Source organism: Brenneria alni (assembly GCF_003666245.1).
GTDB lineage: Bacteria > Pseudomonadota > Gammaproteobacteria > Enterobacterales > Enterobacteriaceae > Brenneria > Brenneria alni.
On the sequence record NZ_MJLZ01000080.1, the window covers coordinates 1 to 4,173 of the forward strand.

At 45.1% G+C, this 4,173-nt stretch carries 4 protein-coding genes; all 4 read right to left on the reverse strand.

Annotation, left to right across the window (positions count from 1 at the left end):
* A partial coding sequence (locus BIY29_RS19435; RefSeq protein ID WP_147437187.1) for a hypothetical protein occupies positions 1-929 on the reverse strand: 929 nt, incomplete at its 3' end.
* Positions 930-943: 14 nt separating this feature from the next.
* Positions 944-2,488, reverse strand: coding sequence for a hypothetical protein (locus BIY29_RS19440; protein WP_121576661.1), 1,545 nt, complete (start codon positions 2,486-2,488; stop codon positions 944-946).
* Positions 2,489-2,499: 11 nt separating this feature from the next.
* A complete protein-coding gene (locus BIY29_RS19445) occupies positions 2,500-3,399 on the reverse strand; it encodes a DUF4123 domain-containing protein (protein WP_121576662.1) in 900 nt (299 codons plus the stop codon).
* On the reverse strand, positions 3,396-4,173 hold a 778-nt coding region (locus BIY29_RS19450; RefSeq protein WP_121576663.1), incomplete at its 5' end, for a type VI secretion system Vgr family protein. The genes BIY29_RS19445 and BIY29_RS19450, both read right to left, overlap by 4 nt.

Genomic DNA, 4,173 nt, shown 5'->3' on the forward strand with positions numbered 1-4,173 from the left:
GAAATAGGATATATAGTATGGTCTGATTTATTGATAAAACGAACCATCCGATTATTATTCATCACCTCAAGTTGATAGTCATTCCAGTTGATGGGGATCATTTCAAACCCTGGATTTTTAAAATCCTCGACAAAACTGTAGTTATTATATATATCATCAACATTTTCTCCGGTTGTTATTGCCCATGCCTGCAATGATTCATTAAGATATTTCTTTATTGCCACATTATTTTTTGTCGCAAAAAGATGCCAGAGTTCAAGATAAGCAACCTGTAGCGCCTGAATCTGTTCCGGCCTGCCGGTAAACGGGGTGGCCTTGATCCATTTCCATTCTGGCAATCCTTTAAGATAGGCTTTTTGGGTAAACTGATACAGCTCCATGCCATCGGGGAAATAATTATCAATAAAATAATTAGCGGGGATATGTCCTTTCTCAACCTGCCGGGCGGCTATTTTTTTTGCGGTGATTTTTTCACGATTCGCTGAGACGTTTTCCTCATCGGGTTTGGCAAAGGGAATGCCGTCTTGATCGATACCGATATGGATGTGGCCTAATACCGCTGTTTCATCGCCCAGAAAAGCCGTTAAATCAACTTTACAGCCCGCGTCTGGATGAAATTTTTTGCGCTCCTCATCGCTTATTTTTTCCGTTGAGAACCATCCCAATGCGCCTATCTCCACAGTAATTTCGTTCTCGCCATTTGCCAAAACAAGCAACGCGTTGGTACTTGATGAACCGAAACCACTTCCAGATACGGCAAAATCACGGTTATCCATGCCAAGAACGCCATTGGTTTTGATTGCGCAAAACACATAATTAATATCAAATACACTGCGAATTTTTAGTGGTTCAATAGCGGCATTTGCTGTAGACATCATTATCACTCCTGAAAGAACTATGCTTTTCCATTTACTCATTTTGCTAATCATGATATTTCCTTCAATCATTTAGACTTAGGATTGTATCCCATTGCCCACGGTTCCGCAGGTATCGCTTTTAGCTTGGGCAGCATTCTTTCCTTACCAAATAAATTAATTCTCATTGATGATTCTGATTCTTTTAATGGCGCACCTAAAACAGTTTTAGTTTTGTACACATACTTATTATTCAAATCATTAACAACTCTTACATCCCCTCCTCTTTTTAAATCACCTACTAATGCCACCTCAGCCACAACCCCATCATGATACCCCACCAAATCGATACCTTCGTCATGCTGATCCAGTTTAAAACCTGCTTCAGTTTTAATTGATCCCGATGCTTTCAATGCGACCTCAACAAATAACACTTCGGTTTTAAATGCCACGCTAACGACCCCTTCCAGCGTGAAACCCAGTTTATTCTCTTTACCCGCGCTGAATGTCCAGTCCTGTTGTTTATAGGCAGCGCCAATAGCTAAATGCACCGCCGTGGTTAATTGTAAATAACACTCTATGGCGTTTCCACCTCTGGCGATAAACTCCCGGCATTTGGCGGCTATTCGTTCAACTTTACAATACGCGGCCAATAGTTGTATCAGATCGATTTTCATCTTCATACTAAGGAAAGGGGCAGCGTAAAAACCGATAAAATGCGTTGCATCATCAACACTGAGCATACGCTGATAGGCATACGAGACCCCCATATTAATCGGCTCGACCGAGTAATCAAACACGCGGTATTCACGCGTGCCTTTTTTCTCCGGGTCGGGTAACAGATATTTATTAATATTGGTTACAAAGCGTTCAACCTTACCGATCTGCTCCAGGGTTTTAACGGTTTTAATCCTGCGGGTCGCTTCAGCGAATTTAGCAGAATAGTCTGTATTGCTAATTTTAAGACCGTACTCAATATTCAGTGATCGTGTGTGCGTGATTTGAAACTGGTCGGTTTGCAACGTCCAGCCGCTACGCAATTTATTGCCGTTTTTCGGCTTGACGTCCTCCATCTTTTTCCTGGCCGCTATCTGTTCATCTCGCCGTTCTTTCCACGAACGCTCCTTGCCTTTCAGATCGTAACTAAAGCCGATCACTGCGCGTAGTTCCAGTGTAGGATAGACATCTATTTGTGCATAAACGGCTTTACCCGTGCAGCCCTGTGTGACTAAATCATAATGATGAGGCGCGTCAATCACATCCGAGGGCAAAATAATACGATTTAAATAAGACCAGATGGAATCTATTCGCAAATCAGTTTCAGTTTTATCTGACGGTTTCTTGTAATACAACGTGATTGGATTCGCTATTTCATTCTGTAACTTTATTTTCTCATTTCTACTTTCCAGCGTTGCCTGTGGACAGGTCGGTTCGTGGCATTTCCCCTCTACTTTAATGGTTCCCTCGCTGCCTGTTCCGTTATCTAATACTTTCAGGTGAATTTTTTGCTCAACTGGCCAGACATGCGTTTTTTTATCAAATGCCTCTACCGTTATCTGATAGGTGCAGGGATCCGGATTATTGCAGGTTGCACAGGCACTTCCTGCCGTAAGTGATACTTTTTTTTCAGACATATGCATCTCCTTTAGCGGGGAATATATCCCAGTTCCTTTTTAAGCAAGCTTTCAACGCGAAAATAGCCGGGCAGACTTTCGTCGCTTAACATATCCCGCCACGGTACGGGGAGTTGCATTAACGAATAAATCTTTTTTTCTATCAGTAAATGAAGCATCCCGCGAATGGAACGATCATCTTCAATCCCGTTCATCTTGCAAAAATAATAACAGTCTCTGGCAATGCTCTCAGCCGAGAAATCAGCAGAGTTATTCTCCGGCGGTTCTTTATAAAGATAACGCTCCTGATCTCTTTGCCATTGCCGTTCATCAGTTAAGACTGGTGGTATCATTTCTGCGTATTGCGCTCTGATTTGATAAATAAGCCCCTCGATATACCTTACTTCAGCGCATTGATTAAGGGCGTCAAATTGAAACTGGTTAATTTTGAATAGCTTCATTCTATTCTTAGCAGTTTTGGGAAACGGCGCTCGAATGGCCTGAAAATATTCTTCCCGGCTCACTCCGCCAAATGTGGTTGCGATTTTATCAATCGGCCCCATAAAACAGTGCAATTGCCATTCACTCAGAACATGACAAAAATCCCAAATATTCCGTGGATCATAAAAACGGAAAAAAACGGGTTTCTCTTCTGTCGGAATAATAACCTGTAAGTATCGGCGTAAATGGTGCCGCAGATCTTTCATCATTGCCGATGTGAACAAATAAATACCCCAGGGTGTGGTCTTTCCAGACAGCCATAATGCCGCTTCTTTGGTTACTTCAACCAGATAAGGAGCCACAAGCGCTAATTCTGGTTGTAGCGGTTCCGCATACAGGCAGCAATGTGGCGGATTGTGTTCAGACAGAAAATCAAGCAATTCCTCTTCAACGGCGCCATCTATAACTGCATATTGTACTGTTCCACTCATGCTTCGTCGTCCTTCGGGCAATGCGCAACAAACAATGTTCCCTGGGCTGCTGCCGCTTTCAGTATCGCCGGATCCGCTGGCAGCGCCAGATCGCCCGGACTCCCGCCAGAATTCAGGTTAATGACCGGCCCTTTGATATCCACGCCGCCGGCATGTACCACGACAAAGTTGCCACCCACCCGCAGCGTCAGCTTGCTGCCGCTTTGCAACGTCAAATCTCCGTTGCTGTCCACGCTAAAGACGCCGCCAATCTTCTGCGCCAGATCGCCCTTTACCTGTATGCCCAGATCGCCCTCCGTCAGCATCAGGTTGTTGCCTGCAACCTTCTGATCCTGATTACCCTCCACCGTCACCTTGCGATCGTTGGCGACCACCAGTTCTTCATCATGACCGATACTGGTCGTCCGGTTATATTCCACACGTTCATCTTTGGAATTGAGCACCCGCACGGCCATATTCTTCTGTGCGTGAATGAAGATCTCTTCGTTGTCTGTAGCATCCTCAAAACTGAGTTCGTTGAAACCCTGCCCCTTATGTGTTTTAGAACGCAGTGTGGTACGGGTTCTGTTAGCTGGCAGCGGGTACGGTACTCGATTGGTGACATGAAACGTCCTCCCCGTCACTATCGGCTGGTCCGGGTCGCCCTCCAGAAAACTCACTATCACCTCATGCCCGATGCGCGGTATCGCTATCATCCCGTACTGGCCCCCCGCCCAGCCCTGACTTACCCGCACCCAGCACGAACTCTGGTCGTCGCTCGCACCATACCTGTCC